Genomic DNA, 26,924 nt, shown 5'->3' with positions numbered 1-26,924 from the left:
CGTTTCTCAGTGTTTGTTTTTGACCAAGACGAACATCTTGATGCGCTCATGAATTTCGTGAAGGGTGTGACGGAAGGCATCGGGTTTGATGCTGGTGACCGGGTCCTCAAAACTCCAGGACAATGCCTCACCCGCCCCTGGTAAAGACAGGCATTCAGCTGCGGCTTTATCACACAAGGTGATGACGTAATCGAAACGTTCACCACGGAACTCGTCTATCGACTTGCTACGTAATCCTTCGGAGCTCACACCGATGTGTGAAAGTGCCTCAAAGGTGCGCGAATCTACCTGAGTCGGAGTTGTGCCGGCGCTGAACGCCTCGAAATGCTCCGAATCGGTATGCCTCAGCAACGCTTGGGCCAGCTGAGAGCGGGCAGCGTTGGCGGTACAGACGAACAGGACACGGGCTTTGCTGGTCATTGTGAAGTTTCAGCTCATATACGGCTTAACTAATATATGTTTTTCCGCATGCAAGATAAAGAGCCAGCGACACATTAATCCATCAAAACGATTGGACTCCGCCGACCACCTTCAATGAAAGCTCTGTATTACGGCGTTAGCCACGTAAATCGCTTTCCGGTTCTCTTCAAATTTCTGCGGCGAAGCATATATGGTTTATGTAATGAATCTGTCATTCACGCAGAAACAGGTCGCTCCCTGGCTCAAGGACTACCTGGACATGCAGAAGAAATAAGAAGGTCGCCCCTAACCCGCCCCGGTCATCGAGGGCGGGCTCGGTGGCTGTGCACTAGGCTTTGCAACAACCCGGCGAAGTACGAGGTGCGACCTCAGGAATTGTCCCTCCCGTGCCGCAACAAGACGCCTGACCTGCCGAAGCGTTCAAGTGATCATCGACTTCATCGAAATCCGAGTTGCAAATGCCAGTCTCCGGGAGGACCAGCTCAACTCTTTTGGCTGCATCCCAATCGCCCGCCAATGCCGCGACAACAGACCGTACCTGCTCATACCCCGTCATCAACAGGAACGTTGGCGCTCGGCCATAGCTCTTCATCCCCACAATGAACAAGCCTTCCTCAGGATGGGCCAGTTCTACCGCGCCATGGGGCCTGACCGTACCGCAGCTGTGTTCGTTGGGGTCAATCATAGGAGCGAGTAACACTGCGCTTTGGGTAGCAGGATCAAGTGCAATACGCAGCTCGGCGAGCAGACTCAGTTCTGGGCGGAATCCAGTCGCCAAAATGATCTCGTCCACAGGCGGAAGTATATGCTCGCCTGCCTTCACGACCAGCCCTTGGCCATTGCTTGCAACCCGATCGATAGCGACGTTTTTGAACAGCTCGATCACGCCGTCATTCAACAACTGGCGAATCTTCAGGCCGAGCTTTCCGCGCTCTTCCAATTGGTCATACGCACCACCACCCAAAATGCGCTCAAGAGAATTACCCCGGATCGCCCAGAGCACTTTGGTTTGCGGCGCCTCCTGAGTCAGGCGTACCAGATCATGTAGGGCGTTAAACGCGGAGTGACCACCACCCACCACGAGGACCCTTTTGTTGGCATAACGATTCCGGGCACGGCCCAGTACCTCCGGAGTGCCGTATGCGATGCGTGCTGCATGCTCGATCTCGCCCAAGGCAGGGATGCCATGGGCGCCCATCCAGTTCGGTGTCAGGTAAGTGCCCGAGGCATCAATGACAGCGTTGGCCAGCACATCTCGCTCACCCGACGGCCCTGCGACACGCAGTAAAAAAGGAGCCGCCGATCTGTCCTGGGTCTTCATCACATCCTGACCGACGCGCGTGACGGCCAGAACACGGGTATTGAGCTGCAAGTGACGCTTGATCTGTTCGAGGTCCGCGAGAGGTCGAACAAACCGATCCAGCAGTTCACGACCCGTTGGATACTCGTTCTCCGGTGGTGGAGTCCAACCATCGGCCAGCAGAAGTTTTGCTGCCTCCTTGTCCACATTGAACTGCCATGGAGAGAACATCTTCACATGCGCCCACTCTTCAATACTGGACCCAGCTTTCGGGCCAGCTTCCAGAATCAGCGGAGTGATACCTCTGGCCAACAAATGGACAGCTGCGGCGAGGCCCACTGGACCTGCTCCAATGATGGCGACGGGAAGGTGATTGTTTTCCATGATCGATTCCTTCTTCAGACTGGCTGATTGACCGGAAACAGGCGCTCGACAATCGCGCAGTCGAGCCAGCGCCCTTCTAGGCAGGCGTGTTTTTCATACACCCCCACTTGGCGGAAACCGCAGGCTTCGCACAATGCAAGGCTGGCGTGATTGAAAGTAAAAATGCGTGAAAGGACTTTCCAGAATCCCCGAACTTCGGCTTCTTTCAGCAGTGACTGAAGTAACTGTTTGCCGAGCCCCTGACCGCGAACGCTGCGGTCCAGGTAAATGGAAAAATCCACAATACCGTCGTAACAGGCACGGGGGCGATAACTACTGAGTCCAGCCCATCCAACAACCTGATCAGCCTCATTGACCATGACCAACACTGGATAACGCTCCATTGAGTTGATGCGATCAAGCATGTCCGCCGGGCTTCGAGGAGTCGTTTCAAACGTAGAACTACGTTCCTCGATCCCCTGGTTGTAGATGGCCGCTATTGAAACAGTGTCTTTGGGTTCAGCTAAACGAACTCGCATTGTTGAAGCCCCATTACGTTGGTAGTAACAACATTACTGGCAAAAAAAGGGAAGTTAATCCCTTTCAATCCTTGCTCTTCACGGCTGGGCAGCACTCACTCACGAGCCCGCAGCGAATCTCCGTGGCCCGCGTAATCTGCCTGAGCAAACTCAGCGCTCCCTGCCTGGCTTCAGCCGACAGGTTCTCGATCATCGTTCGCTCTTCAGCAATCAAGTCGGCCCTGATTTTTTCGTACAGCTCACGCCCAGCTTCCGTTGCCTGGATTCGCACTGCACGCCGATCTTCATCATCCTCAACGCGGGACACATACCCTTTACGTTCCAGGGTATCGATCACTCGACTCGCGGTGCTCTTATCCAAGAACATTTCTTCTGCCAAGACCTGAAGGCGCAGTGCGCCCCTTTTGACCAGCGTCTCGACGGCATAGCATTGGGTTACCGATACGTCGTAACAGCAAATCCGATCACGATCACGGAACTGATAGACGCGAACAAGCTGGTTCAGCGCCTCATACAATTCCTCGGAATCCTGAGTCAGCTGATCGTTTTTACGCTTCGTCATAACCGTCACAAATTAGTTGTTAGCTGCAACAGTAATCCTGGAATCTCGGAATCGTCAACACCGATCTCTCGATTGACGATAGCCAAAGGAAGGCGCTAGCTTGTTGTCACTGACAACAAAAATGGGCGCACCGGTTGTGACACTTCCAGAGCAGATTCATCCTCCGATCAATCGCTCCAGGCTCGTATGGGCGATGGGTTTCACCCAGATTCTTGCCTGGGGTTCGACCTACTACTTGCCCGCAGTACTTGCGTCTCCGATAGCCAAAGAGACGGGATGGTCCATTACCAGCGTGGTGGGCGGCCTGTCCTGGGGGCTGCTGGTAGCGGGAGCGTCCTCGCCGGCAGTTGGTCGTCAGATTGACCGCCACGGCGGACGCTCTGTCCTAGCGGCCAGCTCACTGCTGCTGGCTCTCGGCATGCTGTTGATGGGACTGGCGGGCAACGTTGCCACCTACTATGTCGCCTGGACCCTGATCGGCGTTGCCATGGCGGCAGGCTTATACGACGCAGCCTTCTCAACCCTGGGACGACTTTTCGGGGAGGAGGCTCGAACGTCAATCACCGGGCTGACCTTGTTGGGTGGCTTCGCCAGCACCATAGGCTGGCCGGTGATAGCGGGACTGGAGAGTTGGATCGGCTGGAGAAACGCCTGCTTTACCATTGCCGCAGCTCATCTGCTAATCGGATTGCCCATTCATGCGCTGTTGATTCCTGGAAGCACAAAGCATCCGCCTCATCCCGTAATAGTAGAATCACCCAATGCATCCGAGCTTCGCCCTGGGACCACCAACCAGTTGTTCTTGCTGATTGGCGCCATGCTGACGGTTCTGGCGTTGGTCGTATCAGGTATCTCGGTACACCTGCTCAATGTCCTCAAGCAATTAGGAATCGCGACTGCTGTGGCCTTGGCCATCGGCATGGTGATTGGTCCTTCGCAAGTCCTGGCACGGGTGGCTGAGTTTTCCATAGGCAGGAACCTCCATCCAACTTGGTCCGCACGAGCCGGTGTGTTGCTTTGTTTGATCGGGCTTGGACTGCTGATCTCAGGCCTGCCTTGGCTGGCCTTCGTGGCGATAGCACTTTACGGGGCCGGCAACGGCATCCTCACCATCGCTCGCGGTACTCTTCCATTGGCGCTGTTCGGGCCTCAAGGATATGGCGCACGAATGGGACTGCTCGCAAGGCCCGTCCTTATCGCCCAAGCCTGCGGCCCCATCGCCGCCGCTTACGTTCTGGACAGCTTCGGAGCATCGGTACTGATTAGCGTGATGTGCGGGTTTCTGTTGCTGTGCTTCATTGCCACTTGTCGTCTGCCAATTACGCAAAACGGCAAGTAATGAAGATGTCCCGGTAGGCGCAGTGTTGAACAGAAAAAAGTCGATACCCGGCATCACGCGAACACTGGGTGTGATGCTTTGTGAATGAAGCGCATCAAGCTAGGGATGATGTGAGAAGCATCTGGCCCAACGCCTCTAAGGGTTGCCGAAGCAAAGTTGCGCTGCTTCGGTAATCCCACAAAATACAAACCCGGTACGTGTTCCGCCTTCCCGTTGCGTTGGGTCAGACTTTCATTCCCCACCACATGCAGACCTGCCAAAAAATCAAGGTTCGGACGAAACCCGGTCGCGAAAACCAAACTGTCCACGTCAGTATGCTGCCCATCAGCCCAGATCACGCCCGTTGACGTTACCTCCGTGAACATCGGCTTGCGCTCAAAAAGTCCCTGCTTGATGGCTCGACGATAGGTGCCATCATCCAGAACGGGGGTACTTTGGTCATTCAGCCAACGAGTCTTCTCCATCCCTGTCCACTTGAGCCAAGCATGAAAATCCACACCGAGAATCTTTTGCGGAAAAAACCGAATCGATTCCCTTGTCGCCAATACGACGCTGCTGACTTGAGCCAACTCATGGGCAATTTGTACAGCTGAGTTGGCAGCACCTATGACCACTACTCGTTGATCACTGAAGCCGTCGACATTTCGGTAATCAGCACTGTGTAAACATTGCCCGCGAAAACTCCCCAGCCCCTGAATGTCAGGGATGAACGGCTGATTGAATCCGCCAGTGCAAACGATCAATGCTTTTGAGCAGAAACTCTGACCATCAGATGCCTGAAGCAAAAAGAGTCCATCCTCCCTACTCACTCTCTGGACTCGTATGTTCTGCCGAATGGGTAACTGGAAAGCGTCCGCGTACTGCTCCAAATAACGTACGACTTCATCGCGTAGCGGATAGTGCTTGGCTTCAGCTGGAAAAGGCATCCCAGGTAACGATGAGTAAGCAGCAGGGGAAAAAAGTCTCAGGCTGTCGTAATAGTTGCGCCAGTTTCCACCTGGCTGGCTCTCGGCTTCCAGGATGAGAAAACTGAGATTCTGCTGCCGCAGATGCCAACCGCACGCGAGCCCAGCTTGGCCCGCACCAATAACGATGACATCCTTGGACTCATGAATTATGTTCATGTGTGCGCACTCATACATATATAGAGATAATAAAAAATTACTCTGCCATACCAGGGCAGCAAAACGGGGCCAGACTCTTCATTTGTTGGAGAATGGCTTCGAGCCGTGTCACCACTGCCGGTCCATCCACCTCGTAGAACATCTGCCTGCTGACCTTGGTAGCGCGGACAATGCCGGCCTCTAATAGCACTTGCAGATGACGGGACACCACTGAACGCTCTTGAGGTAGCCCTTCGGCAATCTCACCGATATCTGCTCGTCCCAGTTGCATGACTCGCTTGAGCACCGCTACCCGCGACGGCTCGCATAGAGCTTTGAAGAAGGCTCCATCGAGAGAGTCGATTGCGGCATCAATTGCCCGAGAACGTGTAGAGGTTGGGTTCGTCATACGGATCACTATATGTGCAGATCAATGCACACGTCAATTTGTCGAATCAACGCCACAACGAATACCTGTAGAGCCTGATCAATGCCTGCACGTCCCGAATAGCAAATCCGACTGTCAGTTATGGGTCGCTTGAAGCATTTCGCAACAGGCAGCAATCGGCCCAGAGTGTGTATAAACGCTAGATCCCGTTTCGATCTTCAAGGCTGAGCGGCTGTCCGGCTTCGCAGCCTGATCAAGGCACGATGTCCCTTCCTGATGAGCTAAACCGCCCAGCAACGCGCCAGATCATCGGAACACGTAAAAACCGGCCGGTTTTTAGGCCGTTAGCGCCTTCATCAAGTGATGGGTGCCGATGATTTTCATGACCCGCTTCAAGTTGTAGGCGAGCACATTCAAGCTCATCTCTGTACTCACCCCAGCCAGCTTTCGCGTCAGGAAGTGCGTCGCACCCATCCATTGTTTGAGCGTCCCGAAGGGATGCTCAACAGTCCGTTTTCGGACTCGCATCATCTCTGGTGTTTTGCTCAGCCGAAGCTGCATCTCCTCCAATACGTCTTCATGCTCCCAGCGTCGAACTCGTCGCTCCGTGCTCGGGGTGCATTGCGACTTCAACGCGCAACCCTGGCATTTCGAACTCCAGTAACGATGCAACTTCAGGCCTTTTTCAACGTAGGAATAGTGCCAGATCAGCGCCTCTCCAGCCGGGCAAATGTATTCGTTTTTTGCCGCGTCATAGACGAAGGCATCGTTATTGAAACGCCCGTCAGCCTTGGCTCCAGAGGTCATCGGCTTGGGCACATAAGCGGTGATGCCTGCATCGTGACAGGCCAGGATTTGTTCGCTTTTGAAGTAACCTCGATCAGCCACCACCGACAACGCATCTGACGCCATCGCCTCGCGGGCCTGCTTGGCCATCGAGCTGAGTTGATCGCGGTCGGAACCGACGTTGGTCACCTCGTGCGCAACGACTAAATGGTGCTGAGTATCGACCGCAGTCTGCACGTTGTAGCCAACGATTCCCGTGCCGCGCGTCATCATGGAGCGGCTGTCTGGATCGGTCAGTGAGACCTGTTTATCCGGCGATTCATTGAGCTGGATTTCGATCGCCTGAAACTCCTTCATTTGAGTTTTGAGCTTGGCGACTTTCTCTTCCAGCCGCACGGCATTGGGCTCGGAAGCTGTTGGTTCTTGCCGATCAGCAGCATCGAGTGCCGTCAGGTAACGGTTGATGCTCGATTCAATTTCTTCCATTCGCCGCTTCAGTTTGGCGCTGGTGAAATTGCGGTCGCGGTTGTTGACTGCTTTGGATTTGCTGCCATCGATGGCGACCAGATGTTCTCCGAACAGTCCCAATTGCTGACACAGCACGACGAACTGGCGACAGACGCCTCGGATGGCCTTGCTGTTGTCTTTTCGGAAGTTGGCGATGGTCTTGAAATCCGGCATCAAACGCCCGGTCAACCACATCAGCTCGACGTTGCGTTGAGCTTCTCGCTCCAAACGTCGGCTCGACTGGATGCGGTTGAGATAGCCGTAGATGTAGATCTTCAGCAAGATCGCGGGGTGGTAAGCAGGCCGGCCAGTATCGGCTGGAATGGCACCTTCAAAACCCAGATTGACCAGGTCGAGTTCGTCGACAAAGACGTCGACTACACGTACCGGATTGGTATCGCTGACGTAGTCGTCGAGGCTCTCGGGAAGTAAGGTGCCTTGGCCTCGATGTTCACCTTGGATAAAGCGCTTCATGGGCGATCCCTGCGATGAAATCCTCAGAAATCATAGCAAGGGTTCGCGAAGGCGTTTTTACACACTCTGGGCCGATAGCTGCCTACACGAAACGCTGCAATCGACCCAAAGTAGCCGCTTATTAGCTATACATGATTAGGCAGTAAGGCGACGCAGGCTCAAGATATCCTAATATGCCTGTGTTGGCTGTGTGGCTGGCTGAAAAGGAGTGAAGCTATTGCCGCAGTATCTAAGTCGAAGCAGTGTCCGCCTCTTAGAGGCGAGCATGGACAGTTTGGCCATCGCGCTAACAGCGTTAGCCCTGCCTAAGCGTCATCAGTTGCGATCAGAGGAAGCGAAAAACGCCGCGGTCATTGGCATGGCTGGAACCTCTGCTGAGCAGGCCCTTGCGGCGATTCTCATCCAAGTCATGGGTGATGAAGCTGCGTTTGTAGCGGGCTCCCAATATAAGTCCGCTAGCACAATTCTTGAGGAGGTGAGAGATCTACTCAGACGACCTCCATCACGGGCCGCATTTCTTACGGCTGGAGTTCCTGATGCTGATGTCCACAGACAACAACTGCTTGAGATGTCTCTATGGTTTAGGGCGTTGCTCTCATTTCGCGCAGCTGGACTTCATGGCGGCAGAGGAGTTGGCATAGATGTGGCTGTGGAGGCGGTCAACAGGGTGTACAGCTTCCTTAATGCTCTTGGAAAATCGACAAGAGTAAAGCCCTACCTTGAGGCACTTCCATCGCTAGAACTGCCGGCTAGACAGATCGAGGTATTGTTGGAACAGTTGGTCTCGCAACTCAATACAGCGGAATCCATAACCGATCGCGCTCAGGCCCTGCGTTCTATCTTTCTAGTGCTTCCGGACATTCCGGCCGAGGAGCCAGGTTGGTTGCAGGCGTTGGATCGCGTTGCTGTTGTACCTACTGCTGGTGACGTAGCACTTTTAATGGCAATCGTGCATGAGGCCGTACCAGGTCGTTTAATACGCGCGGCGGGTGGAGGGCCGGCGATTCCGGTAGCGATACGTCCGAATGTTCCTGGCGCTCTGCCCGTAGAAGCGGCTCATCTCCGTAGGGAGTTCCGCTCGATTGGTGAGCAATTCAATGCTGATATTCCATCAGCGAACGGCAGGCTAAGAGAGGGGGTGCTCCACCTGCCACCAGCGGATTTCCAGCTCGACCTATTTCAACTCACTCAAGAGCAACTAGTGGCAGAACTCGGTCACAGGGAGTTAACTGGTCAAATGGCGTGGCCATTTATTGCGGCTGCTTTCAGTGTAAGCAGAGCAACGATTCGGCCATATTGGTTCGTTGTACGCTTGGTGGCTGAAGAACAACTTCAGCATCTGGCCGGATTCTTACGGCAAGCGGTGGATGCTGCAAACCGTGCCTCATTTACTGAGAGAATCAACGAGGTACTGGCGGGAATCGAGGCAGTCCGTCGCGAAACTGCACCGCCAGCTGAATGGACGAGCGAAATCAGGGGCGGTCTTTCTCGTGCTGAACAAACTCGTGCTGCATTAGCTGATCGGGTTGGCCAAAATGCTGGTTCACCTCGGGAGTTGCCTGAGTTATTAGGCACTATGGTCGTAGCATTCTCGACAGGACTGATCGGCGCGAGTGATTTATGGCAATTCTTCATGGAGCAGCACGAAACAATTCCGCAGCGTCATCGAGAAGCAGCCCTCGGGTATTGGTATCGATTAATCGCGGAAGCAGCGACTGAACCTAATGATCGTGCCTTCTTAGCGAAGATTGTCGCCGACAACTTACACGCCGGCGCTGTGACGGCAGCTCGCAAGTCACTTCGTGTCATCGATGCTCATTTACATGGTCCCACGCTTCCTGCTGACTGAGCGTGCGCTAATTGCCGACGTGAAGATCAAAGGCTGTCTCCTCTTCCCCCGGCTCCCTCGGTTCCCCCTGAAAAACACAAAGTCGAGAAGCCAGCGCCCCCCGGCGCTAATGACCACCCAGCTCAGGGGCCGTCCAAAGTAGAGGCAAGTCGATGGCTTGGTCATTTTGCTCGCCTGCTGGGATGCTCGCCGGCATATCTGCTGGGGCTGCGGTTTCTGACTGCTGATGATCTGGCCGAGCAGTGCGGCACACACCCATGCTTTGCCGCCCGCCTGATCCGTAGCCATCCGGCATGGTCGCCACCAGCACCAATGGCTGACCCGACAATCGAGCAGCATGACGCCGGGGAGCCGCGAAGCACATCTACCACAGCGCCGCCATGGTATCGCCTGAATGGCTCGAGGCCCGTGACCAGTACCATCGCCACTTGTTCGCCTGCCGCACCTGCTATGCGCCGGCAGGCCGTTACTGTGTAACGGGGGCCGAGTTGCACGAGCGGTATAACCAGACGCCAATGGAGCCAAGACCATGACCCAGAATATCGTAATCACCCCGGCCGCTATCGCATCCCCCTCTAATCGCGTTGAGTACGTTTTGACGGGCAGAGAACGGCCAAAAGCAGTCATCTGGATGTGTTAGGAAACCAGAGGGTTCAAGAGCCCGATAGCGGATAAACCAGATGTCATCCACCTGGCCAGGCATCCAGCGTGGATGGAATGCCAGTAGCAGAATTGGATTAAGGCATAGTAGCGTTGCGCCTCTACGACCCCGATCGGGTGAATGTGCAACGGAGCAGGGAAATGGATTTTGCAGAAAGCTTGAACACAATGTCAGCGAAGGTTAATCAGTTTCACTGTCGGTAGTAGAGCGCAGCTTGGAAGATCAACATTGCGAGATCGATACCCACAATATTTAACATAGGGATTGCCTCATGCGACGCGCATGAGCTAATACAATTTATCTTAGTCCGCAGGTGCTTGAGATATGTCCGCCACATGGAAGAACCTTGAAGAATACGTTCGCTCGATCGCCTCTCTAAAGTGGGGGGCACCTTGCAAAGCAGAGCATATTGACGGGGTGGATTTTGATAGTGTTATTCGCATCTCCGATGATGAAGTGATTATTATAGAAGTCACTACTGAAAGAACCCTTCAGAAGGTGCGTGATGACCTCAACAAGATAAAGCCTACGAAAATGAGGCTTGCAGTTGAGGGTATAATTTGCCGGGCTTACATTGTATTAGAAGATGAGCCTACGCTCAGTATGATTGAAGCTGGCAGAAGCAGCCATATAAAAGTATGTTCGGCCGCTGAGTTTAGCAAAGATTTTTTTGATTTCGCTTCCTACGACGCGTTGCGAAAAAGATCTCCTTTTGGTAGTGCCGTGGATTCAAAGACAGGTGCGAATGACCCTCGCGAATTCATTCATGTTCGGTACTCTGAAACAGATGGCTCAAAAAAATACACGTTAGAAAATATCGCCTCAAGCCTGCAGCGCGGTCAAAACATCGTACTTACCGGAGATTATGGAACTGGTAAAAGCCGGTGCGTCCGTGAGGTGTATGAGTTACTCAGAACGCGCACTAGAGAATCGGGCGCTTACCCTCTGGCAATAAACCTACGAGATCACTGGAGCAGTTCAAGCGCGTTAGAAGTTATAGCAGGGCACCTCGGTATAATCGGCATCGGTAGCTCTATAGACAATGTCATTCGCCTCCTGAACTCTGGGAAACTCATTCTCCTATTGGACGGATTTGATGAGATCGGCACTCAAGTTCATGACGCGAGAGTCGAAGACAGAAAAAGCCTTCGACGGAGAGCAGTACAAGGTGTTCGCGATTTAATTACCCGTGGAAAAACGGGGATACTAATAACCGGCCGTTCTCATTTTTTCGATAGCAGCGAGGAGATGCTAGAAAGCCTCGGTTTATCCGCCGGGTCTAACACGGAGTGCATTGAGGCGCCGGAAGAATTCTCAGAAGATGAAGGGAATAAATACCTAGAAGCAATCGGCATTAAGTCCCTTGTACCTGAGTGGTTACCGAGGAAGCCATTAGTTTTCCAGCTCCTCGTTGAACTAGACCCGGCAGACGTTGGCGTTATATTAAATCGCCAGCATGGTGAATACGAATTCTGGGGCACCTTCATTCATGCAGTTTGTAGACGAGAGTCTAGCGGAGTGGGTGGTTCGATCGCCCCTCAAACCATTCACGCGATTCTTCATAGATTAGCGTCTGTAACCCGTTACTCCGCCACAGCCAATGGCCGGCTTTCCCCTAGTGATATTGATACTGCCTACCAAGCAGTAGTAGGATCAGTTCCAGATCAAAGTGGTCGCCAGCTCCTTTCAAGAATGTGCACTCTCGGCAGGATAGAGCCAGAGTCTCCTGACCGACATTTTCTTGATCTTAATGTTCTTGACATCCTTCGTGCGGAAGCGCTTGTTGTAGACGTTATTAATATGAAGGATATACACGATCAAGTTCAATGGTGCCAATCACTTCGGCATCTTGGTGCATTTCATGCCGCACAAACAATTAGAATCTTCGATTTAGAGCAGCATTGTTTTTCGTATATAAAGAAAAATGGCAACAGCCGAAATACAAAAAAGCTTGGCGAGATAGTTTCAATCCTAACAATTTATGGTGGCGACCCGTTGGACTTTCAGTCCCTGCAGCTGTCTGGCTCAGTCTTCCCAGTGTTAAATCTTAGTGCTCGAGTAATAAAAAATCTGGTGATCAAGGATTCCGAGATTGAACATTTATTTCTTGGCGCAACACCAATAACAGTACAAGATGGCGTGGTGATTGATGGGTGCATTGTTTCACACGCATTTGGAGTTTCAGATTCCCAAGGCTTTCCAGCCTGGGTCACAAATACTGAGGCTTTCAACTATGAGCGCATCTCCAATGCTTCAAGAATCAAAGAAAGCATCCTACCACCAGCTCAAAAATTGTTTCTTTCTATAATTCATAAGATTTTTTTCCAGCCTGGTGGCGGAAGAGAAGAAGCATCCCTTCTAAAGGGTGGCTACGGCCAAAAATTTAGCCCAAAATTAGTAGATTCGATTATCAAAATGCTTTTGCGGGAGGGCCTTATAGATAGAGCCAAGGGAGATGATGGCTGGGTATATAAACCTATTCGAAGATATACAGACAGAATGAATAAAATTCGTTCTGAGCTTACCCTTTCCGAAGACCCGGTCTGGAAAGAAGCGTCTACTCTAAAGCAATAGAGAAGCAATTACCTGTATACATTGGCGCGCCGGTCGGAAGACAGAGAAAGCCCGTCGGTGACCCTGGGACTACGCAGCCATGCCATGATTTCCAGGCACAGCAGTTCGGTAAAGTCGCACGGTTTGCCCAGGTAGTCCTCAAAACCGGCGCGGAGGCTGTCAACGCCGTTGTTTGGAGCGTCGTTGACGGACAGTACCGGTCTCGGTCGGCGGGATTAGCCGTGACTAAATGAGGTTTAGTACTGTCCATCCTCAGCAGGATGGGCAGTTCTCGGGAGAGGCGGCTGTGCAACTAAGAGTGACAATCACTTGCGGATTCCCGCAGGCGCCTGTCGCTTTCTGAAATATCTCGACATCGGCTATACCAACCTTTGCGTGAGTTGTTTCGAAGCCTTTACAGCCGTCGTTATACGGTAATAATCGGCTACCCAGCCTCTCGGGAAATTCGCCACGATTCTCAGGAGAGTTGATGGGATGTCGCGGCTTCAATGAGTGTTCGTGTCGCAGTCCTTATAGCCTACACACTCTACAGTGGTGCGAGCTTCCATTAAGAATTTTTATGGCGGTCTTGGTTGTTACATACTTATAAAGCGACATCGTCTACTAATCCCGTTCAGTTATGATTATCTCCGGAACCGCACAGTTCTTCCCCGGGGCGCGGAGCAGAGTTTCGGTTCACAATTCTAACTCACGCTGGACTACGACAAGATATTCTGTAGCCCTTCTAAAAATCTGGAATAAACCACGATCTTGATTCGGACGAGAGTGAGCTGAGGACCGACTCTGTCTATTGTGACTGACCGCTCCTGGCCGATTCTGTTGAAAAAGTCGACGATGGTTTCCGCAGCAGAAAAGTATGCGTCCGAGATTGAAATCTTTACTTTCGGCAGAGGCTTCGGGGCTCAGATTTCACGTAGCAGTGTGCAAAAAAGGCGTTTTAACCAGTCAATGACCAGGCTGTTTGGGCGAACCGACTTTTTCAACAGAATCGGCCGTTTCCTGTCTGTCGCCACCGTCAGCTATGGGTCGTTTCTGCCTGTCGCAACCGGCCGAAATCGACCCTTTGGGGACGTTCCGGAGGTCTGCTCCGGATGCACACCCCCAGGTTTTGACTGCAGGCGCGGTGGCTTCGGCACCACCTCGGCAGTACACTTTGTCGGTGCAACACAGTTGTGCTGAACTAGCAATCGGGGACCTATGACGCGCTTCAAGCCCACCATAAGGCTGCGAGGAGCCTGCACCCCCTACTTCTCGCCGACAGATACGGCACAGCTACAAGCATTCGGAAGCTAATGGCCCCATCTAAGAACACATCGAAGCCGAAAGCGCCTCGTGGCGGCAGCGAGAAACGCGCGTCCGCGACGCTGCGGTCGACGAGCGGCGCCGGGTTCGAGTTCGAGGACCTGATAAGCGCCTGGCAGTTGGTGAAGTCCCTGTCAGGTGAGCAGGCACCGGGTATCGGCGGCGTGGTCACGCAGGTCCAAGCCCAAGTCTCGACCTTGGGGTGGCGTATCGACGACCTGCTGCTGACGGCCCAGGCAACCACCGCGCCTCGGCGGCTTGCGATCTCGGTGAAAGGCAATTTGCAGGTAACCGCGGCCGGTCTCCCCGCTGACTTCGTGACGTGCGCATGGGAACAGTGGCGTGACCCGCAGGGGTCGTTCAACCGCGCGGCCGACGGGCTGGCCTTGGTCACGCTCGGCACCCATCAGGTGTTCGACCCGGCGTGGCGCGAAGTGAAGAACGCGTGCAGCGGCACGGATACCGCGCTCGCTATGAGCCGCATCCGCAGCAACAAGAGGCAGTCGGGCGTCTTCGACAGCGTCCAGAAGCCCGGCGGCGCGTCCGACGAGGAGACCATCGAGCTCATTCGCCGCCTGCACGTGCTGCCGACCGACTTGCAGTTCGCGCACTCCGAGAACGAGACCCAGGCCATCGCGCAATGCCGTCGCTTGCTCGCGTCTGGCTGTGACGACGAAGCGCAGGCTCTTTGGAAGGGCCTCATTAACGTCGCGAAGGAGGTACGCCTTCGCAGCGGGACCATTACCGTCCCGGACCTGTTGTCCTTGCTCCGAGGCCAGTTCGGCCTCCGCCATCATCCGGACTTCGAGCGTGATTGGGGGACGCTCTTCAACATCACCGCGGACCACAAGGCGCGAATAGAGACAGAGTTAACGTCTGGCTACTCCGTCCCGCGGACAGCGGAGAAGGCATCGCTCCAGGCAGCTGTCGCCGACCACCCGATCACGGTGGTCTTCGGGGAGTCGGGCTCGGGCAAGTCGGCGCTGGTCAAGTCTGTGTTGGACGGCGCGTATCCGTCCTGGAACCAGGTGTGGTTCGGTCCGGAAGAACTGAAGACGGCGCTTAGCGCCGCGCGCCGCGGCGCCCTCCCTCTGACACACGACCTCTCGCTGGTGCTGAACCTCACGGTGAAGCTGCAGAACGTGCTGGTCATCGACTCTGCGGAACGCATCGAGGCCGGCGAGTTCGTCGTCATCCGCCAGCTGCTTCAAGCTATTCTGCCGAGTGACGGCGAAGAGACCGAGACCGAGGGCGCGTGGCGGGTCGTCATCGTCACGCAGACGCAGAGTTGGGTCGAAGGCGAAGAGACGATACTCGGCGGGCGGAAAGCGCATCTCGTCGAGGTCGAAACGCTCAAGAACGATGCGGTGAAGTTGGCGCTTCTGCCTTCACTCACCTTGGGCTGGTTGGCCGCGCATGACGACACCATTGCGGCGCTGACGAACCTGCGGACATTGGCGTGGGTCATCAAGGCGGGTGCGGCGCTGGGGGCGAACGCTAGTGGACTCGCGTCTCACACCGCCATCGCCGATCGACTCTGGAAGTATTGGACGAAGGACCGCGCCGACGTGAAGGCGTTGATGATGCGCCTCGCCCAGCGAGAAGCATCGTTCGAGCGCAGCTTCGCGCTAACCGACTTGGAGCCGGCGGACACGGCGACGTTCACGCAGCGCCCCGACGAGCTTCCGCTGCGCCTGAACGAGCGGACCAACCGCATCGAGTTCGAACACGATCTCGCGGCGGATTGGGCGCGCTTCCAGTTCCTGAAACAGATTTGGACGGACACGCCGCAGTGGGCCGCCCTGGCCGGCAATCCGCTCTGGACGAACGCGCTCCGGATGCTGGGCCAGTTCCTGCTGCGACAGCCGGCCGAGAATGGCACGGTATGGGACGTCGCCTTCGGGGCCGCGGAAGCCGCGAAGAACGACCTGGCAGGCAATATCCTCCTTGATGCGCTCTGCTTGGACCCCGACGCCGAACGCTTCCTGACCGAACGCGTCGACCTCCTGCTCGACAACGGCGCGAAACACTTCACACGGCTGCTCCTGCGCTTCCACCACATCGCGACGGTGCCGACCGGCGGCGGAATGGGACTGAACACGGCAGTCGGCTTGTACATGGAGGCACACTACCGCTCGATTGTCTTTGGCCGATGGCCGCCCGTTCTCTGCTTCCTCATCGCGCAACGGGAGCGACTAGCCGGGCTGGTTTCGTCCGCTCTCGCGAAGGTCATCGAGACCTGGCTGACGAAGACGCCGCGCACGCTGAGCAACGGCAATCTAATGCCTTTCCGGACGGAGATGGCGGAGATGGCGCTCGCCATGGCTCGGACCGTGCAGGTCGAGAAGGGCAACGGCGTGATGTACCTGACGCATGAGCCGTTGCTGTACACCGCACCACTGGCTGGGGCGGCAGACTTGCCTACCGAGGTCGGGAACTGGGCGCTCGAACTCGCGGGACGCCGACAGGTCGACGCTGACGCCAAACGGCGCATCGCCGAGGTTCAGCTACAGAAGGCGAAGGCCCACGCCGAGCGTCTGCAGACCGATGCCAAATACAAGGTGCGGCACGAAGAACGGAAGCAGATGCCGCGCGCTCTCGGGTCGCTCAGCGAACGATTGCCGCCTTGGCCGCTAGGGGCCAACGACAAGGTCGACATGGATTTTCGGACCGCCTGCATCAAGGAGAACGGCATCCAGTCTCTGATGCGTGTGCAGCCTGAGCTGGCGGCCGAAGTCCTGCTCGCGCTCATCATCGAAGACCAGCCGGAACGGGAGTACGGGTCCGCGCGGTTCGAAACGGACCTCGGCCTCGAATACCCCCAGGACGCATACCCGACGGCCTTCTGGAAAAGCCCGTTCTTCTCTTTCTTCCAGCTAGCCCCGGAAACGGCGCTCACCTCGCTCATCGCGCTGGTGAACTTCTGCACGGAACGTTGGGTCGCCGAGGTCATGAAGGGTCGCACAGATACCGCTCCCGGAGTGACTCTGCAACTCGCGGACGGGTCGGATAAGACCTTCCCTGGCTGGTGGCAGGTTTTCGGCTGGCCGCAGTCCAATGACTCGATGCGCAACGGAAACCTGTTCTGTGCTCTCGATGCGTTGGAGCGCTGGTTTACGCTGCGGCTCGACGCGGGTGAGGACATCACCGCTGATATCGAGAGGATACTGCGGGAGGGGAACTCCGTGGCGCTCATCAGCGTGCTCCTCAACGTCGCCAAGTATCGACCGTCGTTGCTGACGGGGCCCCTCTCGGCTCTGCTGACGTTCCCGAACCTGTTCTATTGGGACAGCGCCCGCGTGGAGCAGGTTGGCCATAATTTCATCGGTTGGAGCGGGCTCCAGGGCGGCCAGGCGATGTTTGACTTCGCCCGTGATTGGACCCTAGCACCCCATCGCCAGCATAAGTTCCTCGATGTCGTAACCGAACTCCTGTTGGCCGACGACGATGTTGCGCGGCGTCTTCAAGCGCTGCTGCCGACCTGGGCGCTGCCTGAGGACCCGAAGGTGGCGTTGGAGTTCAAGTTGCTCTTCGCCGCGCTTGACCGGGCCAACTATCAGATCGACACCGACCCGGCGACGGGCGGGGAGACCAGGAGCCTCGTGTACCCTGACGAACTGCGCCTCGAGGTGTTGTCGTGGCAGGCCGACTGCGCGCCAACCCTCACGTACCTTTTCGTGCCTGACCGGTGCGAGCAGAGGCTTCAGGGCGGCCAACCGCTCACCGACGATGAGGCCTCGTACCTCTTCAATCTGCTCCAAGAATGTGACGCCGGAACGGAGGGCGAAGATGAGGAAGCGACATCGAAATGCCGTTTCGCTGCAGCCGGCACGCTCGTCGCATTGGGCGGCGCTTGGCTCGCCCAGAACCCTGAAGTGCAGGAGCACGCGCTCGAAGTCGTACGCGCCGGTGTAGCGGCGGTCGCGTCGACAGGAGAAGAGATTCGCGGGGGGCGCATAGGGAGCCTCCGCGACGAGCTGAAGTTCGTCGCCTACGCGATCATGCACCTTTGGCTCGCCGATGGAGATGGCGTTCAGGAATGGGAGACCGCCGTCCTGCGCCTTCTGACGAGCGGCGACATGCGAGCGACCGCCGTTGTGGTCGGCGTCGCCTACGCCAATCGAGAGCAGCTTGGCACCGCTTGGTGGCGGCTGCTCCGCGCCGGGCTCCTCTGGTCGGGCCTCATCCTGCTCGCTCCGCACCACCGCGATGGCGACTATGCGGAGCGCGCCTGGAGGGTGTGGCTCGCGCGGTTGCGGCGCTTTCCGCTCCGTGGAGCGAACACGACACCGGATGAGCTCGATTTCAAGCGTGTCGTCACGGGCCTAGAACGTTTGGACTTCCAGCGCCGGACGCGGCTCTACAATGCCGGCGATCAGACTTGGCGCGGAAAACCGGAGCGCGAACGAGGCAGCTCGCTAGACAGTCAACTCCTCGAAGTCCTGTTTAACTGGCTCATCGAAGGCGGTGGCACTGGCGACCGCGATCTCGACACACGCTTGGCGCTGCGCATCTGGAATTACGACGCCACGCGCGCCAAGGCGCGCGCGAGTGAGCATGGCAAGTACGACTTGCCGAGCCAGAACCTCGGTTACGATATCCTTCTGAAGCTCGGAGCCCTGTCGATCGCGGCGCCCGCAGGGGAGGCTCGCGCGGTTTGGGAAGCCGTTCTAGCTCACGGTCCAGCCGCACACTACGCGCTGCAGCACTTCATTCGCAGCATGTTCCTGCGCCTCGGGAAAGGTGACGACCCGGTGGCATTCGAGCGCGTCTGGCGGACCACTGCGGAGTACGGCCTCTCAGCCGATTGGTCTCAACCTGGCCTCTGGTTCTACGGCGAGCGCTTGATTTGCGACCTGCTTGGCTTCGGGAACGAGGATGCGCTGTCCCGGCTGCACCCGGGCGCGGCTCTGCGGATGAACGATCTCTATAAACGCTGGGCCGCTGGGCACCTGGCTCGGGACGAAGAATGCGTCACCCGTTTCTGCCACTTCCTGACGACAAAGTTCGGAGCCCCACTTCGGCTTGACGGGCTTCGCTGGCTCGCCGCCATGCTGAAGGAGCGCGAGCCGTCCAGTCTCTGGTACCGCGAGGGTACGGGAGACGCATTGGTGGAGCTGGTAGCGGCGGCATTGAGTTCAGACGCGCAGGCCCTGTCGCAATGCGCTCAGGCGCGGCAGGCGCTTATCGAGATAGCTGCCGCACTTGCAGCCATGAACATCCCAGCCGCCCTGGCTCTCCAAGAGCGCATTAAGCAACTGCGATAGTGGTCGAGAACAGGCTTCACGAGGTCGGCGTGACGAAAGTTCGTTCGCCGCCTCAATCTCAACGTCTGCAATTGGCCGATTCTGTTGAAAAAGTCGGTTCGCCCAAACAGCCTGGTCATTGACTGGTTAAAACGCCTTTTTTGCACACTGCTAGGTGAAATCCGAGTCCGGAAGCCTCTGCCGAAAGTAAAGATTTCAATCTCGGACGCATACTTTTCTGCTGCGCAAACCATGGTCGACTTTTTCAACAGAATCGGCCGTTTTCTGCCTGTGGCGACCGGCTGAAAAGACCCAAAGCAGACGTTGATGCTTTACCGCTTTGGTCTTCAGAGATTTTCTGACCAGAACACACCGCCGATGAGCATGGCGGTGATGGAGCTGCGGGAGAACAAATTGTCGGTGAGCTCGCTTAGCTGCCGCAGCCCCATCAACAACACCTCGGTCTGGCTGTAAACCTGACAGGAACAGCCGGTTGTCCGACACAGCTGAGGCGATGCTCCCGCAGTCGAAGCCACAGCCATCAGGGGCAGGGAAGGGTTCGAGCGCCAGGCCAGAGAGTCAACGGCCGGCACCAGGGCGGAAGGTCATTGATGAATGTCGGTATGCAGAACAGACGACAAGGGCGCCTTTGGAGAGCGCCCTTTGTTTTGTGTTGGAACGGTAAATAGATATGAATTAGTTATGCTTCGTGCTTAAGTTTCGTACGGCAAGCGCGCACAAACTCTTCGTACTTTTTCACGAACTCAGCTGATTTCAGGTTAAGAACCTTTGCATCCTCAATGACCGAGGGCGGTCTTGGCCCTCCTGCGTTTCTTTGATTATCTGAGTAAACAGATGAGAGCGTATTGCCTTTAAGCGGTACGGTTCTACTCGATATTTCGGAAGCGAGGTCAAGGGCTATTTTGTAGAAGTCCTTGTTTTTTCGCTCAAGCTCTGGGTCGAGGAATTCGTTTTCGACACTTTCCCAAGTGTCTGCAAACCGATAAAGCGGCTTAACGTCTGCGCTATGAAAGGAGCCGCCGAAGTCATGCTCTCTAAAGAACTTAGATGTTTGGTTGGGAGGCAACGCAGCGAGCAACAAGTTAAACAACTCTTTGTCATGAGCCTGCCCGTTTCCTGGCTTGGCAAACTTTGCGCGTATAGGGTCCCTTGCAAGTATAAAACCCAAAGCAGCTAAGAATGCCAAGGCCGGTTCATAGTCAGGACTTCCCGAATAGTAACCTGCAAGAAACCAAGCTTCTGCCCCGACCAGAGCAATGATGGCGAACAACGTTTCGATGAATCCTTTCATTCCTGTGCAGCCTCTGATGTGCAAGTTCGGCGGGTATAGCTTCAGCGCAGCAGCGGAAGCTACCGATTTGCCATCAGTCTGTCCATCGGCCTTTCAGGCGTCACCACGGTGCTGCACAGCCAGCTTGGCCAGGCCTTGTTTGATGTGCCCAGCGTTCTCGCCGATTAGGTCCAGCGCACTGCGCATATTCTCGCCGACGTCATTTGATCCGCGCTGCTCGACCCACAGCACAACCTCCATCAACGCCGCTTCGAGTGCGAGCTGATTTTCGTACATGCGTTCTAGGGTGTCAGGCAGAGAGTATTCGGTGGGCATGGCTTCGATTCCGTTCGAGAAAACCGAAAGCGTAGCAGCGAAGAGACAGGGAGTCAGACTAATAGATATCGCGGAAACGCTTTGCCACTCCCGCTAGTCGCTTAACTATTTTTTCGGTGCGGGCTTTGTCATGGGCGCCGGGGTGAAGCATGGCGATGAGAACGTATCTATCTTCATCGTAGAGCCCTTGTGCATATACCAACGCAGCATCTTTGGTGGGATCACCTAGAGGACACTTTCGGTCAAACTGCGGTTTACTCGTAGGGAACACTGACGGCGGGATGGCGATGTGAATATGCATCAAGCCCACGACATAGGCTTCATGTGGATGAGTGTATGGCACGTCGCACCCGAAATATGCCGGGAGCGTCATTCTGTTGGACGCGATGTAGGTATAAAAGTCGTCGCGCAAAGAGTTCAAGATTGTGGGGTGATTGGACAAAACATCCTTAAAAAAATCATCGTATGTGTCGGGGCTATACTCGACAATTATCGTCATATGGCATCAGCTCACAAGCTGATGGAGGCGCTCTGTCGAAATGGAAGCCAAGGCTTCCAGCCCTTTCATATCTATTGAACTCTCGTAGCTTTCAGGCACGTGAAACATCTGTTTAAGAATCATGGCGTTCTGTGCTGTCCGCGAACGCGTAGTAGCAAGATTGCGCCGAAGCGCATTGTATTCGTCACTCATAGTTGGCACGTTCGAATACAGCTCAGCCTTAGTGGCTAACACTGATTCCAACGCGCGCAATGTGCTCGCCACCTCGGAAAACCGTTCATCTTCTATCACGTGCCGTGGGGGCATGTTTGTGAGCATGGAGCGCCCTGCGTCAAACACAAAGTCATTGAGCTCATTCAAGCTGACAATAGCTTCTTTGATCGCGGTACGAATTTTTGCGTCTTCAACAACATTTCTCTCGCGTGCGGCTTCCAGGCGAGCGCTCGACTCAGCACTGGAGGCAGCTGCAACTTGTGCGCAATACAGCGACACACGCAAAGTAAGGGAAAGCATGACCTCTTTAGAATAAGGGTCATGACGGTGATGCTGTTGGTCGCGCTTCATGGTCTTTGCCCTCTTGGGCGTGCTCTGGTCTGTTGCTGCTTGCGTTTCAGGCCGGTGTTTAAAAGTGACTCTATATCGTCTGACCAAATGTGCCACCGTAATGTCACCACATTTTTGTAACGACCAGGCATATCAGACAGGCGGCTATAGCCCTGCAAAAACAGGGCCAACACCGTATTTCAAGCTGTGGCGCCGTCGTGTAACAAGTCCTCGAGCGATGCGAGAATGTCGGCAGCTGTCGATCGACCCAAAGCGAATGCTCTTGAAGGAGCCACCAACCTACGGAAAGGACATGAGCGAGAACATATTAGCAATAATAGAATTACGTGCCGTCATTGAAGAGCAGCAGGAACTACTGCGCTTGATTTTGTGGGTGATGTCGCAGGGGCCTATCGTTTTTCGCGGGCAGAAGCTGAAATCCGTCCTCGAATGGGATCAGGTGCGGGCAGTGAGCGCCACATCGCTTGGCGCTGGTCAGTCGCTCAATACAATCCTAAAAGGATCAAGCGCCGTCGGTATCCCCGTTCGTGATCTCTACCCGATTACCCGCGGTGTGATAGAGGGGTTTATCAATGCTGCTTTCTTCGTAACTCAGCCGGTCGAAGTATCGCAACGCGCTTTGAAGCATAAAGACTATGCCGCCTGGAAGCATATGAACCGCGTGATTGGCACCGGCGAATTCGCATTCACATTGAGCACCGGCCCTGATCCGAAGGCATCGGCAGCGCTGATGTTTCCTGAGTTCGCTGGTAAAGGACAGGGCTCATGGAGCACGCTGGATGCGCCATCGAAGATTGATCGCATAGGGAAAGTAGTCCGGCCAGCTGGAGGGGCCTTGCTCGGTGCTTATGGACTGATATACGCCATCTCTTCGGAGATCATCCACGGGTCAGTGTACGGTATGAGCTACTTCATGAGCGCACACAACCCCGGCGAAATGAACGTCGAGGGCTTTCTTGCCAATACAGAGAGCCAAGTGGTCGACATTCTCTCTGCTGTCAGCCACGCTGCCAGTGGCTTTCTCGCAGCGTTCGCGCAGATTCACAACTGCCAGCCACTGATCGACGTTGAACGGAAGCTGTTCAAGCGTTTGTATAAAGCTGCCCAAAGTGAAGACTTCGGCCGGGACAGTTCGTCGTCAGCTAAAAAGCAGGATTGAGCCGAAGTGGGCGTATGCCCAGCAAAGATTTTGAGTGGGCTGCCTCCGCTCGGACAATGACCGCTTTTGGCCAATTTGTGCCGGTCACGATCGATACTGAGCAGCCTGAGCTGACGATCAAGGTTGCCTACGAAACTAGGGGCGATTCACTGGTGCTGCTTGACAGAGGCCTTAGGGAGGGGGCGGGGCAAAAGTCTGGAGCCTTCGCTTCAAAGACCGCTCCGGAAAACCTTCTCGCATTAATTCGTAGAATTTTTGTCCATACAAGATATTTTGCCTACGCAGCAAGTTGGCGGTCTCGCTGGCTAAACTAGCAAGGAATCAATTAGACACCCACCCGCTGTACGTTCTGCTGGCGGGGCAATTTTTCAGTGGGGTAAAAGGTGGGGTAAATTCATAAATGAAAAAGGCCTGCGCTTTCGCTACAGACCTAAGTCATTGAATTATATGGTCGGGACGGAGTGATTCGAACACTCGACCCCTAGCACCCCATGCTAGTGCGCTACCGGACTGCGCTACGCCCCGACTAGGCGTGAAATCTGTTCCTCACCTCGAGGAACGCTCAAGAATATATCGCAAGCTTTTGAAAACTGGAAGTATTTAAAAGCAGGAATTTATTTCTTAAGCACCACCAGAACATCTTCGAGCTCGGCGATCATCTGGCGGATCATTTGTTTGTATTGGGTGGTGTCGTCTTTGGCCTCATCACCGGACAAACGCAGGCGCGCTCCGCCGATGGTGAACCCCTGGTCATAAAGAAGCGCGCGGATTTGCCGAATCATCAGCACGTCCTGGCGCTGATAATACCGGCGGTTTCCGCGGCGTTTGACAGGGTTGAGTTGAGGAAACTCCTGCTCCCAGTAGCGCAGCACGTGCGGTTTTACCGCACACAGCTCGCTGACTTCACCAATGGTGAAGTAGCGTTTGCCCGGGATGACGGGGAGCTCGTCGTTATGACTTGGTTCCAGCATAAGCCTCAACTCGGGCCTTCAACTTCTGCCCTGGACGAAAGGTGACCACACGGCGAGCCGTGATCGGGATTTCTTCCCCCGTTTTCGGATTGCGGCCAGGCCGCTGGCGTTTGTCCCGAAGGTCGAAATTGCCGAAACCGGACAATTTGACTTGTTCGTTGTCTTCAAGAGCGTGCCTGATTTCTTCAAAAAACAGTTCGACCAATTCCTTGGCCTCCCGTTTGTTCAGGCCCAGCTCTTCATACAGACGTTCCGCCATCTCAGCTTTCGTCAGAGCCCCCATACGTCACTTCCTTAACGTGGCGTTCAACCTTTTTTCGAGCGAGGTGAGGATGTTTTGCGTTGCGGTATTCACCTCATCGTCATTAAGAGTGCGCGATGGATGCTGCCAGGTCAAGCCGACTGCGAGGCTTTTTCTATCAGGATCAATGCCTTTACCCTGATACACGTCAAATAGCCTGAGGTCTGTCAGCCATTCGCCTGCATTTTCACGGATTACATCCAGTACGGCCGTGGCTGCAACGTCTTTGTGTGCAATCAGTGCAAGGTCACGACGCACTTCAGGAAAGCGCGATAACTCTTGGAATTTTGGCATTTTGCCCGACGCCACTTCCGCCAGAACCAGCTCGAAGACGAAGACCGGACGGTCGAGACCGAGGGTTTTCGACAATTCAGGGTGGATCGCGCCAATGAAGCCGACCAGACGACCGTCACGCTCGATGCGCGCGGTTTGACCCGGGTGCAGCGCTGGGTGCTTGCCCGGCACGAAAGTGAACGCATCCAGGGCACCGGCGAAGCCCAGTACCGCTTCCACGTCTGCCTTGACGTCGAAGAAGTCGACGGTATCGCGACCCTGCGCCCAGCCTTCCGGCAGGCGACTACCGCAAACAACACCCGCCAACATCGGCTCTTGCTTCAAACCCTCGAGCTGACCAACGAAACGCAGGCCGCTTTCGAACAGACGCACGCGATCCTGCTGACGGTTCAGGTTGTGCTGAAGCGCCTTGACCAGACCTGGCCACAGCGACGAACGCATGGCAGCCATGTCATTGGAGATCGGGTTAGCCAGCAGCAACGGCTCCACACCCGGATTAAACAGTTCGAACTGTTTCGGATCGATGAAGCTGTAGGTAATGGCTTCCTGATATCCACGGGCAACCAGCAGGCGGCGCAGTTCCGGCAAATCGCTACGGGCTTCTGCCTTGGCTTGCGGCGCCAGACGCGCTTGCGGATAACGAACCGGCAAACGGTTGTAGCCGTACAGGCGTGCCAGCTCCTCGATCAGGTCGACTTCCAGGCTGATGTCGAAGCGATGGCTTGGCACTTCTACACGCCACTGCCCTGCCCCGTCGGCAGTAATGGTCAGGCCCAAGGCATTGAGCAGACGCTCCACTTCAGCCGAATCCATTTCCATACCCAGCATCTGGGTAATGCGCTGGGCACGCAGGGTGACCGGAGCAATTTTCGGCAGGTGCTGTTCGCTGACGGTCTCGATGATCGGACCCGCTTCACCACCGGTGATGTCCAGCAGCAAGCCGGTCGCGCGCTCCATGGCTTCGCGGGCCAGTTGCCAGTCCACACCACGCTCATAGCGATGGGATGCATCGGTGTGCAGGCCATAGGAACGGGCCTTGCCTGCTACGGCGATCTGGTCGAAGAAGGCGCTTTCCAGGAACACATCACGGGTGGTCGCAGAAACACCGCTGTGCTCGCCACCCATGACGCCGGCGATTGCCAGTGCGCGGGAGTGGTCGGCAATCACCAGCGTATCGCTACGCAGGCTGACTTCCTGACCGTCGAGCAGCACCAGCTTCTCGCCCTCTTCAGCCATGCGCACACGGATGCCACCGTTGATTTCGGCGAGATCGAAGGCGTGCAGCGGCTGACCCAGTTCCAGCATCACGTAGTTGGTGATGTCGACGGCGGCATCGATGCTGCGCACGTCTGCACGACGCAGGCGCTCGACCATCCACAGCGGCGTAGGCCTGGACAGGTCGACGTTACGAATGACACGACCCAGGTAGCGCGGGCACGCGGCCGGCGCCAGCACTTCTACCGAACGCACTTCGTCGTGCGCGGCAGGCACCGAAGCGACTACCGGACGGACGACCGGAGCAGCGTACAGCGCGCCGACTTCACGAGCCAGACCGGCCAGGGACAGGCAGTCACCACGGTTCGGGGTCAGATCGACCTCGATGCTGGCATCTTCCAGGTTCAGGTATTCACGAATGTCCTGACCGACCGGCGCATCGGCCGGCAGCTCCATCAGACCGTCATTACCTTCACCAACCTGCAGCTCGGATTGCGAGCACAGCATGCCGTTGGACTCAACGCCACGCAGCTTGGCCTTCTTGATCTTGAAGTCGCCTGGCAGCTCGGCACCGATCATGGCGAAAGGAATCTTCAGGCCCGGGCGCACGTTTGGCGCACCGCAAACGACCTGGAAGGTTTCCGAACCGTTGCTGACCTGGCACACGCGCAGCTTGTCTGCGTCCGGGTGCGGTTCGGTGCTCAACACCTCGCCAACCACCACGCCACTGAAAACACCGGCGGCCGGCGTAACGCTATCGACCTCAAGACCGGCCATCGACAGACGAGCAACCAGCTCGTCGCGACTTACCTGCGGGCTAACCCAGCCACGCAGCCATTGTTCACTGAATTTCATCCTGCTCTCCTAAGAATTCGTTACGA

At 55.7% G+C, this 26,924-nt stretch carries 20 protein-coding genes and 1 tRNA gene; 6 read left to right on the top strand and 15 right to left on the bottom strand.

The features are described from left to right. Positions 1-6: 6 nt before the first annotated feature. From KW849_RS08355 to KW849_RS08340, 4 genes are all read right to left on the bottom strand, one after another. On the bottom strand, positions 7-420 hold the full coding sequence (locus KW849_RS08355) for an arsenate reductase ArsC (protein ID WP_218428940.1): 414 nt from the start codon (positions 418-420) through the stop codon (positions 7-9). 328 nt (positions 421-748) lie between these two features. Then, positions 749-2,104 carry an FAD-dependent oxidoreductase gene (locus KW849_RS08350; RefSeq protein WP_218428939.1) on the bottom strand — a complete coding sequence of 452 codons (1,356 nt, stop codon included), beginning with the start codon at positions 2,102-2,104 and terminating at the stop codon, positions 749-751. A gap of 14 nt (positions 2,105-2,118) precedes the next feature. Then, positions 2,119-2,622 (bottom strand): arsinothricin resistance N-acetyltransferase ArsN1 family A, encoded by a 504-nt coding sequence (locus KW849_RS08345; RefSeq protein WP_218428938.1) that lies wholly within the window; start codon positions 2,620-2,622, stop codon positions 2,119-2,121. Positions 2,623-2,686: 64 nt separating this feature from the next. Continuing rightward, positions 2,687-3,184, bottom strand: coding sequence for a MarR family winged helix-turn-helix transcriptional regulator (locus tag KW849_RS08340; RefSeq protein WP_218428937.1), 498 nt, complete (start codon positions 3,182-3,184; stop codon positions 2,687-2,689). Positions 3,185-3,305: 121 nt separating this feature from the next. Between KW849_RS08340 and KW849_RS08335 the strand changes: the two genes are divergently transcribed. Continuing rightward, the gene (locus tag KW849_RS08335; protein WP_256357152.1) at positions 3,306-4,523 is read left to right on the top strand and encodes an MFS transporter; all 1,218 of its coding nucleotides are present in this window, start codon (positions 3,306-3,308) and stop codon (positions 4,521-4,523) included. 53 nt (positions 4,524-4,576) lie between these two features. Here KW849_RS08335 and KW849_RS08330 read toward each other — a convergent pair whose 3' ends face one another. The 3 genes from KW849_RS08330 to KW849_RS08320 all read right to left on the bottom strand — a co-directional run bounded on the left by KW849_RS08330 (position 4,577) and on the right by KW849_RS08320 (position 7,781). Next, positions 4,577-5,647 carry an NAD(P)/FAD-dependent oxidoreductase gene (locus tag KW849_RS08330; RefSeq protein WP_218428936.1) on the bottom strand — a complete coding sequence of 357 codons (1,071 nt, stop codon included), beginning with the start codon at positions 5,645-5,647 and terminating at the stop codon, positions 4,577-4,579. 37 nt (positions 5,648-5,684) lie between these two features. Then, the gene (locus KW849_RS08325; protein ID WP_218428935.1) at positions 5,685-6,035 is read right to left on the bottom strand and encodes a helix-turn-helix transcriptional regulator; all 351 of its coding nucleotides are present in this window, start codon (positions 6,033-6,035) and stop codon (positions 5,685-5,687) included. A 315-nt stretch (positions 6,036-6,350) separates the two neighbouring features. Beyond that, the gene (locus KW849_RS08320; protein ID WP_218428934.1) at positions 6,351-7,781 is read right to left on the bottom strand and encodes an IS1182 family transposase; all 1,431 of its coding nucleotides are present in this window, start codon (positions 7,779-7,781) and stop codon (positions 6,351-6,353) included. 265 nt (positions 7,782-8,046) lie between these two features. Between KW849_RS08320 and KW849_RS08315 the strand changes: the two genes are divergently transcribed. The 4 genes from KW849_RS08315 to KW849_RS08300 all read left to right on the top strand — a co-directional run bounded on the left by KW849_RS08315 (position 8,047) and on the right by KW849_RS08300 (position 19,887). After that, positions 8,047-9,630 carry a hypothetical protein gene (locus tag KW849_RS08315; protein ID WP_218428933.1) on the top strand — a complete coding sequence of 528 codons (1,584 nt, stop codon included), beginning with the start codon at positions 8,047-8,049 and terminating at the stop codon, positions 9,628-9,630. A 985-nt stretch (positions 9,631-10,615) separates the two neighbouring features. Next, positions 10,616-12,865 (top strand): NACHT domain-containing NTPase, encoded by a 2,250-nt coding sequence (locus tag KW849_RS08310; protein WP_218428932.1) that lies wholly within the window; start codon positions 10,616-10,618, stop codon positions 12,863-12,865. A 1,292-nt stretch (positions 12,866-14,157) separates the two neighbouring features. After that, a complete protein-coding gene (locus KW849_RS08305; protein ID WP_218428931.1) occupies positions 14,158-19,434 on the top strand; it encodes a hypothetical protein in 5,277 nt (1,758 codons plus the stop codon). A 306-nt stretch (positions 19,435-19,740) separates the two neighbouring features. Next, positions 19,741-19,887, top strand: a complete 147-nt coding sequence (locus tag KW849_RS08300) for a hypothetical protein (RefSeq protein WP_218428930.1) — start codon at positions 19,741-19,743, stop codon at positions 19,885-19,887. 226 nt (positions 19,888-20,113) lie between these two features. Here KW849_RS08300 and KW849_RS08295 read toward each other — a convergent pair whose 3' ends face one another. The 4 genes from KW849_RS08295 to KW849_RS08280 all read right to left on the bottom strand — a co-directional run bounded on the left by KW849_RS08295 (position 20,114) and on the right by KW849_RS08280 (position 22,103). After that, positions 20,114-20,725, bottom strand: coding sequence for a hypothetical protein (locus KW849_RS08295; protein WP_218428929.1), 612 nt, complete (start codon positions 20,723-20,725; stop codon positions 20,114-20,116). A 93-nt stretch (positions 20,726-20,818) separates the two neighbouring features. Next, on the bottom strand, positions 20,819-21,040 hold the full coding sequence (locus KW849_RS08290; RefSeq protein ID WP_218428928.1) for a hypothetical protein: 222 nt from the start codon (positions 21,038-21,040) through the stop codon (positions 20,819-20,821). A 58-nt stretch (positions 21,041-21,098) separates the two neighbouring features. Further along, positions 21,099-21,413, bottom strand: coding sequence for a type II toxin-antitoxin system YafO family toxin (locus KW849_RS08285; protein ID WP_256357151.1), 315 nt, complete (start codon positions 21,411-21,413; stop codon positions 21,099-21,101). Positions 21,414-21,545: 132 nt separating this feature from the next. After that, complete coding sequence (locus KW849_RS08280) at positions 21,546-22,103, bottom strand: hypothetical protein (RefSeq protein WP_218428926.1); 558 nt, start codon at positions 22,101-22,103, stop codon at positions 21,546-21,548. 292 nt (positions 22,104-22,395) lie between these two features. Between KW849_RS08280 and KW849_RS08275 the strand changes: the two genes are divergently transcribed. Continuing rightward, positions 22,396-23,262, top strand: coding sequence for a DUF5677 domain-containing protein (locus KW849_RS08275; RefSeq protein WP_218428925.1), 867 nt, complete (start codon positions 22,396-22,398; stop codon positions 23,260-23,262). A 448-nt stretch (positions 23,263-23,710) separates the two neighbouring features. Here KW849_RS08275 and KW849_RS08270 read toward each other — a convergent pair. The 4 genes from KW849_RS08270 to pheT all read right to left on the bottom strand — a co-directional run bounded on the left by KW849_RS08270 (position 23,711) and on the right by pheT (position 26,898). Further along, positions 23,711-23,787 (bottom strand) — tRNA-Pro (locus tag KW849_RS08270). 89 nt (positions 23,788-23,876) lie between these two features. Next, on the bottom strand, positions 23,877-24,233 hold the full coding sequence (locus KW849_RS08265; RefSeq protein ID WP_003179985.1) for a MerR family transcriptional regulator: 357 nt from the start codon (positions 24,231-24,233) through the stop codon (positions 23,877-23,879). Further along, entirely contained in the window at positions 24,214-24,516 is a 303-nt protein-coding gene (gene ihfA / locus KW849_RS08260; RefSeq protein ID WP_002553164.1) for an integration host factor subunit alpha, read from the bottom strand. Before ihfA ends, KW849_RS08265 begins: the two co-directional genes overlap by 20 nt. Positions 24,517-24,519: 3 nt before the next feature. Then, on the bottom strand, positions 24,520-26,898 hold the full coding sequence (pheT, locus tag KW849_RS08255; protein ID WP_218428924.1) for a phenylalanine--tRNA ligase subunit beta: 2,379 nt from the start codon (positions 26,896-26,898) through the stop codon (positions 24,520-24,522). Positions 26,899-26,924 lie beyond the last annotated feature (26 nt).

The sequence above is a fragment of the Pseudomonas sp. PDM26 genome (assembly GCF_019219185.1).
GTDB lineage: Bacteria > Pseudomonadota > Gammaproteobacteria > Pseudomonadales > Pseudomonadaceae > Aquipseudomonas.
Note: the sequence above shows the minus strand (reverse complement) of the source record. Positions and strands in the feature narration are given on the sequence as shown.

What these genes read in the sequence shown, in the direction of transcription:
- KW849_RS08355 (WP_218428940.1), bottom strand. Translation starts at nt 420, where the DNA reads ATGACCAGCAAAGCCCGTGTCCTGTTCGTCTGTACCGCCAACGCTGCC.
- KW849_RS08350 (WP_218428939.1), bottom strand. Translation starts at nt 2,104, where the DNA reads ATGGAAAACAATCACCTTCCCGTCGCCATCATTGGAGCAGGTCCAGTG.
- KW849_RS08345 (WP_218428938.1), bottom strand. Translation starts at nt 2,622, where the DNA reads ATGCGAGTTCGTTTAGCTGAACCCAAAGACACTGTTTCAATAGCGGCC.
- KW849_RS08340 (WP_218428937.1), bottom strand. Translation starts at nt 3,184, where the DNA reads ATGACGAAGCGTAAAAACGATCAGCTGACTCAGGATTCCGAGGAATTG.
- KW849_RS08335 (WP_256357152.1), top strand. Translation starts at nt 3,306, where the DNA reads ATGGGCGCACCGGTTGTGACACTTCCAGAGCAGATTCATCCTCCGATC.
- KW849_RS08330 (WP_218428936.1), bottom strand. Translation starts at nt 5,647, where the DNA reads ATGAACATAATTCATGAGTCCAAGGATGTCATCGTTATTGGTGCGGGC.
- KW849_RS08325 (WP_218428935.1), bottom strand. Translation starts at nt 6,035, where the DNA reads ATGACGAACCCAACCTCTACACGTTCTCGGGCAATTGATGCCGCAATC.
- KW849_RS08320 (WP_218428934.1), bottom strand. Translation starts at nt 7,781, where the DNA reads ATGAAGCGCTTTATCCAAGGTGAACATCGAGGCCAAGGCACCTTACTT.
- KW849_RS08315 (WP_218428933.1), top strand. Translation starts at nt 8,047, where the DNA reads ATGGACAGTTTGGCCATCGCGCTAACAGCGTTAGCCCTGCCTAAGCGT.
- KW849_RS08310 (WP_218428932.1), top strand. Translation starts at nt 10,616, where the DNA reads ATGTCCGCCACATGGAAGAACCTTGAAGAATACGTTCGCTCGATCGCC.
- KW849_RS08305 (WP_218428931.1), top strand. Translation starts at nt 14,158, where the DNA reads ATGGCCCCATCTAAGAACACATCGAAGCCGAAAGCGCCTCGTGGCGGC.
- KW849_RS08300 (WP_218428930.1), top strand. Translation starts at nt 19,741, where the DNA reads ATGCTTTACCGCTTTGGTCTTCAGAGATTTTCTGACCAGAACACACCG.
- KW849_RS08295 (WP_218428929.1), bottom strand. Translation starts at nt 20,725, where the DNA reads ATGAAAGGATTCATCGAAACGTTGTTCGCCATCATTGCTCTGGTCGGG.
- KW849_RS08290 (WP_218428928.1), bottom strand. Translation starts at nt 21,040, where the DNA reads ATGCCCACCGAATACTCTCTGCCTGACACCCTAGAACGCATGTACGAA.
- KW849_RS08285 (WP_256357151.1), bottom strand. Translation starts at nt 21,413, where the DNA reads ATGACGCTCCCGGCATATTTCGGGTGCGACGTGCCATACACTCATCCA.
- KW849_RS08280 (WP_218428926.1), bottom strand. Translation starts at nt 22,103, where the DNA reads ATGAAGCGCGACCAACAGCATCACCGTCATGACCCTTATTCTAAAGAG.
- KW849_RS08275 (WP_218428925.1), top strand. Translation starts at nt 22,396, where the DNA reads ATGAGCGAGAACATATTAGCAATAATAGAATTACGTGCCGTCATTGAA.
- KW849_RS08265 (WP_003179985.1), bottom strand. Translation starts at nt 24,233, where the DNA reads ATGCTGGAACCAAGTCATAACGACGAGCTCCCCGTCATCCCGGGCAAA.
- ihfA (WP_002553164.1), bottom strand. Translation starts at nt 24,516, where the DNA reads ATGGGGGCTCTGACGAAAGCTGAGATGGCGGAACGTCTGTATGAAGAG.
- pheT (WP_218428924.1), bottom strand. Translation starts at nt 26,898, where the DNA reads ATGAAATTCAGTGAACAATGGCTGCGTGGCTGGGTTAGCCCGCAGGTA.